Raw genomic sequence first — 6,495 nt, 5'->3', positions numbered from 1 at the left:
TTTGAGCAGAGGTCTACCCATGGGAAACTTCATACCAGCTCCGCCAAGGATCCCTCCAACAGCCATCACAATACCGAAAAACCCTGCTACAAAGAAAGACCATCCGCTAAGCTGAAGCATGAACGAACCGGCAACCCCCCAATAGATTAAGGCAAGACTGGCAAGGCCAATGTCAGCCGCCATAACCGACAAAGCAGCGGCTGCTGGCGCAAACTTTAAAAAAATCGGGGTTGTTAAGATCAGTACCAGCGCCAAAATTGCCCATTCGTAACCCAGAATCCGGGCATCCACTTCCCAACCGTAGATACCTGCAAAATAATTTACTGCATAAGTCAACGCCGAACAAAAGGCAAAAAACGAACCGAAATACAGCCAGGTAACGCCGCCTGCTACATTCCCCAGTTTTAATTGGGTTATTGCGGCACCGAGATACGGAATAGTACAGGCCAGAGAAATGCATGCCATGAACAAAAGGGCCTTGCTGCTCACAAACCCACATAATGCCGCCCAGGCAATCCAGGTGGCAATGGAGTAAGCAATCCAACCCCCCGGTCCTGCATCGGCAATTTTAGTGTCATTACCCAACTCTATTCCCTCCCAAGCTGGTTATTTCGCAGCAAGCAATTCCCGTATAAAACCGGTATAAAATTGACCACTGACAAAACTATTATTTTCCAATACCATTAAGTTTAGCGGAATAATCGTTTTCACTCCTCCAATGTGAAAGCCAGCCAGAGCCTCTCTTAGACGTCGAATCGCCTCTTCCCGGGTCGATCCCCAGGCAATAACCTTGGCTAACATCGGGTCATAATAGGGAGGTATGCTCAAGCCCTCTTCCAGAGCATGGTCGATCCTCAGAAAGTGGCCGTTTGCCGAAGGAAAAATAAGCTTTTCTATTTTGCCAGGAGAAGGCACAAAAGAAAGCGGATCCTCGGCATAAACCCTTGCCTCTATGGCATGGCCTCTTAAGTTAATTTCTTCCTGCTCCACGTTTAGTTTCTCCCCAGAAGCAATTTTTAACTGGCTCTTGACAATATCCACACCCGTTACAAGTTCCGTCACCGGGTGTTCTACCTGCAACCTTGCGTTTACCTCCATAAAGTAAAAGCTTCCATCTTCTGATCTAAGAAATTCTATAGTACCTGCGTTTCGATAACCCATGGCCTTTGCCAGCTTTATTGTATAGTTGTAGAGAGTCTGACGGTCTTCCTCCGTAATAACCGGAGAAGGGGATTCTTCAATAATTTTTTGATAACGCCTTTGAATTGAGCACTCCCTTTCACCCAGACAAACATAATTACCAAAATGATCGGCAAGAAACTGAACTTCTATATGCCTCGGCATCATAACCTGCTTTTCAATGTAACAGTCACCGTTTCCGAAGGCCATATACCCAATCCGCGAAAGCCTTTCAAAAGCACCTTTAATTTTCTCCTCACTATTCACGGATTCAATACCTTTTCCTCCGCCACCCTTATCCAGTTTGAGCAAAAACGGATAACCATATTTAGCGGCAAACTGGAAGATTTCATTAGCGTCTCTTACTGGTTCATTAGTACCGGGTAGCACAGGTACGCCAACGGAATCTGCGATTCTTCTACAATAGCACTTCGATTCAATTGCTTTCAATACTTCAGGTGGAGGCCCTACCCAAATTGCCCCGCTTGAAACAACTGCTTGAGCAAAAGCATAACTTTCAGCCAGAAAGCCATAGCCAGGATGAACGGCATCTGCTCGGGATATTTTCAAAACATCAATCAGTTTTTCAATATTGAGATAACTTTTTACAGGATTTGCCGGGCCAAGATTGTAAGCTTCATCTGCATCTTTTAAGTAAGGCGCACTTTGGTCAGCATCCGAATAAACGGCCACCGTTTTTATATCCAGCTCACGGCAAGCCCTGATTATTCTTGCAACTATTTCACCTCTGTTGGCTATAAGCAGCTTCTTAATCACGTTCCCCCCATCCTTATGCCGCATGGGGCCCCTTCAATAGGTAGATCATGCAACTCTTGTCCTGATAATTGCCAATCTATTTGCAGCTGTGATCTTATAACTATTTAGGGGCCCCTGGAGTTTAAGTAATTAAAAATTACTGAACTTACAAAACTTTTTATTCAACATCCAAAACAACCATCGGACTTCCTACTTCCATTTCGTCCCATTCTTTAACCAGAATTTCTTTTACTACCCCATCATATTCTGATTGTACGGAAAGTTCGGTTTTCATGCAATTAATAACTGCGACCTCTTGCCCTTTTTGAACCCTATCGCCCACATTTACCACCACCCTTGCAACCAATCCAGGCATATGTGCTCTTACAATTTGTTCCATACCCTAAGATCCTCCTTATCTTGTGTGATGGCAAAAGCATTATTTAGAAGCACTAATTTTACACAGCGGTATACCCAGGCGTTCAAATTCTTCTTTTATTTTTTTAACCACTTCGACGGCATTGGGCGAATCGCCATGGCAACAAATCGTGTCGGCCTCAATATCAATCTTTTTTCCACCGATTGTCGTTATCTGCTTGTCCCTGGCTACCATAACTGCGCGCTGGGCAACTTCTTCCGGAGACCAAGCTTTCTTTTTCCGCTCCAAAACCCAATTCCCCTGGTCGTCGTAGCTGAGATCCACAAGAACTTCCGCCGCCATCTTAAAACCCAGATCAGCGCCCCGATCCCAAATTAATGTTCCTTTGGGAATAAAAATGTAAAGCTCCGGGTTAAACAACTTAACTGCTTCAAGAAAAGCTTCCGCATATTTTTCTTCCTCTGAGACCATGCGGTAAAGCACACCATGCGGCTTTACGTGCTGCATTTTCATGCTGTGTGCCTTCAGAAAAGCATCCAGCGCTCCAAGCTGGTAAAGAGTATCGGTTTTTAATTCCTCTGGAGTTATATCCATCCGCCTGCGTCCAAAACCCCGCAGGTCGGGAAGACCTACATGCGCACCAACAGCCACATCGTATTTTTTGGCCAGTTGAACCGTTTCATGCATCACCTGGGGATCTCCGGCATGAAAGCCACAGGCAATATTCGCTGATGTAATATACTTCATTACTTCTTCATCCTGGCCGAGCTTATATCTCCCGAAGCTTTCACCCATATCGACGTTTAAATCCACTTTTTGCTCACTCCCTTATTCTAAAATCTACGCCAGGGATTTCTCGCTTAAAAGTTCTTTTAATTCACCTCTGGCCTTCATTGCATCGTCTCGTGTACAATAAACAAACCTGACATAGTCCCTGCCCGGAATCCCCTGCCCTATCTTCCAAAGATCGGCCATAATCACGCTCAATGCGCAGAGGTAACCACCAAGGGTGGGGCCGTCAGCAATTAAAAGAATGGGGGTATCACCGCAAATATTTAAAGCGCCGGGGATGGCATAGGCGTGATCTAAAACATTTGATGGGTGGCTGCCTGCCACACCTCCATCTTTTCTGGCGAAAAAGTTTATACCTTTTATTGCTTCAAGCCGGTAGGCCGATCTGTTTGAGCTATGTTGGATCTTGAATTCATGCGAAAAGAGGTAATCCATTCCTTCTTTTGTCACATAATCGGGACACGAATTGGGACCCGGTAACGCTCTCAGCTCCCACACCCGCGAGTATTCAGGAACGGCCTCTTTTTTAATTTTCCGGCCCTCCAGGCTCTTTAAGTCTTCCTGTGGTTTACCAAAGTTCAGCACATCACCAGCTTGCAATTTCCTCCCTTCATACCCCCCATAGCTCCCAAATAAACAGGTGGACTTGCTTCCTAAGTATACGGGAACGTCAATTCCTCCCGCCACACCAAGATAGGCCCTGAAGCCGAACTCCCCGAAGTGAGAGAATTTTATAACATCGCCCTTGCTCACCCTGATCGCTTCCCACAAAGGAATGGGCTGATCATTAAGGGTGGGCTTCATGTCAGTTCCGGTAACGCTAATAACAGTGTCCACGCCGAACTCAGCTTCAAAATAGCCGCCCGCGATCTCTATTCCTGCCTCACCGGGAGGGTTTCCCACCAGCAAGTTGGCCAACCCCAGGGCAACATAATCGAACGCACCGGATGCGGCCATACCATTATCCAGGTAACCGATTCTTCCGGGCCAATCTTCAATAACGGTTTCAATGCCACCTTTTTTTACCAGCAACATAAAATAGTTCTCCTCCTTATTCATGTTGTTAAACTCGCGGGGCTACTTTGCTTCCTGCTTCTTGTTTTGCCAGGAGTTCCTTCACTCCCTTTTGCACCTCTTCCGAATTATAAAACGAAAGCCAATCCTTCACCACAAATTTCCCCGTCTTTATGGCATACTCATAATCGGTCTCCTCATGGACATGCTTGTAAATAGACAGAATTTCTTCCTCCGAAACCTCATAGAACCGTACTCTGTCGCCAGCCTTAAAGAAAGTAGGGCTATCCTTAAACAGAGGGTGTTTCTGGCTGAACTGGAATATGGGAATTGTTCTTCCTAAAAGCTGGTATCCGCCTCCCGTTGGCGTCGGATAGATATATAAACAAGGCCCTCCAATACCCACCGCTCCTTCAGGTGTCCACGTTCTCGGCGGATTATATTTCGGCACCACAATGGCGCACCTAGGATCCAGCGGCCAGAAAAAACCCCCGCCGGGCCAAAAACCATTCCCGCTGTTATACCATTCCGTTCCGCAGACCAGCTTCTTCACTTCGTCAACCGTAACTCCGTTACACAAAGCAACATACTCCAGGTTATAACCGTTGATGACATTGGGGGCATTCGGCCTGATCTCTTTCACATATTTTTCTACTGCTTTTTTTGTTTCGCTATCTTCAAAAGCGATGGGTAAGGTAATCAGGCGCGACTCGAAGACAATGTTCTCCACGTCCGTTAACGACTCTTCCACTTCTTTGATTTCGGCTATCAATTTCTCAACAGGCAACTCTAGCGGGTCAAAATGGTATAAATTTGTCCGCAAAGCAGGTACTGTTTCGTATAAACCTTTGATTTTCTTGGACTTAATGGCACTGTTTACGGTAAGCACCCTAAACGAGTCGATCAGGTTAAACCTCGGAACCTCCCCGTACTCAACCTGCAGAAATCCGTCTCCTGCCTGCCTGAACAGTACTTTTGGCCTGGCTCCATCTTCTGGCAGGGCATCCAGGATGACACTATAATCCTTTTCCATAACTGGCTAGCAGCCCCCTTTTTTGTTAATTTTTTATTTTCGCAATTTTTAGTATCTGCTGCCTAATAATCATAAGCCTTGCAAGTACTATGCCTTAAAAAACTCATAAATTCCATAACTTTATTCCAATAAAAATTACAATAAAAATGCAATAATGCATTAAATAGTTAAAAGCGAGGGCTTTTTTAGCTCATTAAGCCAGTCGACAAGCTAGTCAACAGTATTAATGCGTTTATGCATTTAATAATGCATAAAAGCATTCAGGCCACTTGAGACTTTTTGTATAAGCCAGGAGGCTGTTGCCAAACCCCTCTCTAACTACAAAATCTTGAAACGCAGAATTGTATTGCCGTTTTTTCCCAAACCATGTTCTGGGCTTTAACAATTTTTTAATCCACTCTGCTTTTGCCAAGGTTAGAAGGTTTTTTCGAGAGCGTGATCGCAACGCCATTTTTCCAGGCTTCATTCCTCTTTAAATCTCTTTAAACATACCAAAAACTAGCAATCTACGTTGCGCTTACAGCTTATTTGTTTAATGTTAATCTCTATCACCGCAACCTTATCAGCCTGCAGCGGCATAACTTGCGGAAAAGCCGTGTTTCCGCTCCCGTACTTACGAACCAACTCAGTTAATATTTCAGACTTTTCGACGGAATTTTCAAGAATTCGTGCATGACCGTGTACTATTACACTTGTGTAACGCGTAGCAAAATCACACGGATTATTGGCGCTAACCAGCTTTTCAACCTCATAAACAAGAAACGAAACTTTAGGGTTTTCAACGATTATATCCATTTTTTTACCTACTTTGGCCGAATGAATGTAGATTTTGTTTCGCTCATCAAGATACAAGAAATGAACCGGGATACAATAGGGCACCCTATCTCGGGCTAGGGCAAGGACACCGACAAGCTGTTTACGGAGAAAGTCTCGGCTCACACTTTCATCTTTAATCCATATCTTAGGCACTAGCAGGCCTCCTTAAACTGATGAGCCCAATTTGTCCGTATCAAGATCCAGTAGTTAACTCCACAAAAATTTTTCCGTTATAGACCTCACAAAGGATGATGCTATTTTTCCATAATGGGACGATTCATATCAAGAGGTGGCTTAACTTTTCAGAAATCTTTTGCTATAAACGAACTTAAGTAGTGCAAATGCTGTTCCCTTAAGAAAATAGCTAAAAGAAATATCTCATGATGGTTGTGTCAATCAAAAAGTTACCCACCACGGTAATCAAAAAGGGAACCACCCCTGGACATAAAAATCCTCTTGAACTAATACTGTCTTCTGCTAAATATAGTAATTTTTTTAAGGAGCGAATTCACCTCCCATGGTGATT

The 6,495-nt window shown here is 44.4% G+C and carries 7 protein-coding genes; all 7 read right to left on the bottom strand.

The window, feature by feature from the left end; translation table 11 throughout:
• A partial coding sequence (locus BUA65_RS17125) for a hypothetical protein (protein ID WP_072871558.1) occupies positions 1 to 585 on the bottom strand: 585 nt, incomplete at its 3' end.
• Positions 586 to 606: 21 nt separating this feature from the next.
• The gene (locus BUA65_RS17120; RefSeq protein ID WP_072871562.1) at positions 607 to 1,956 is read right to left on the bottom strand and encodes an acetyl-CoA carboxylase biotin carboxylase subunit; all 1,350 of its coding nucleotides are present in this window, start codon (positions 1,954 to 1,956) and stop codon (positions 607 to 609) included.
• A 157-nt stretch (positions 1,957 to 2,113) separates the two neighbouring features.
• Positions 2,114 to 2,335, bottom strand: coding sequence for a biotin/lipoyl-containing protein (locus BUA65_RS17115; RefSeq protein WP_072871556.1), 222 nt, complete (start codon positions 2,333 to 2,335; stop codon positions 2,114 to 2,116).
• 39 nt (positions 2,336 to 2,374) lie between these two features.
• A complete protein-coding gene (locus BUA65_RS17110) occupies positions 2,375 to 3,109 on the bottom strand; it encodes a 5-oxoprolinase subunit PxpA (protein WP_072871560.1) in 735 nt (244 codons plus the stop codon).
• A 45-nt stretch (positions 3,110 to 3,154) separates the two neighbouring features.
• Entirely contained in the window at positions 3,155 to 4,141 is a 987-nt protein-coding gene (locus BUA65_RS17105; protein ID WP_072871554.1) for a 5-oxoprolinase subunit C family protein, read from the bottom strand.
• 28 nt (positions 4,142 to 4,169) lie between these two features.
• Complete coding sequence (locus BUA65_RS17100) at positions 4,170 to 5,153, bottom strand: 5-oxoprolinase subunit B family protein (RefSeq protein WP_072871551.1); 984 nt, start codon at positions 5,151 to 5,153, stop codon at positions 4,170 to 4,172.
• Positions 5,154 to 5,651: 498 nt separating this feature from the next.
• On the bottom strand, positions 5,652 to 6,122 hold the full coding sequence (locus BUA65_RS17095) for a pyridoxamine 5'-phosphate oxidase family protein (RefSeq protein ID WP_072871549.1): 471 nt from the start codon (positions 6,120 to 6,122) through the stop codon (positions 5,652 to 5,654).
• Positions 6,123 to 6,495: the final 373 nt, after the last annotated feature.

The sequence above is a fragment of the Desulfofundulus thermosubterraneus DSM 16057 genome, assembly GCF_900142025.1.
Taxonomy (GTDB): Bacteria; Bacillota; Desulfotomaculia; order Desulfotomaculales; family Desulfovirgulaceae; genus Desulfofundulus; species Desulfofundulus thermosubterraneus.
Note: the sequence above shows the minus strand (reverse complement) of the source record. Positions and strands in the feature narration are given on the sequence as shown.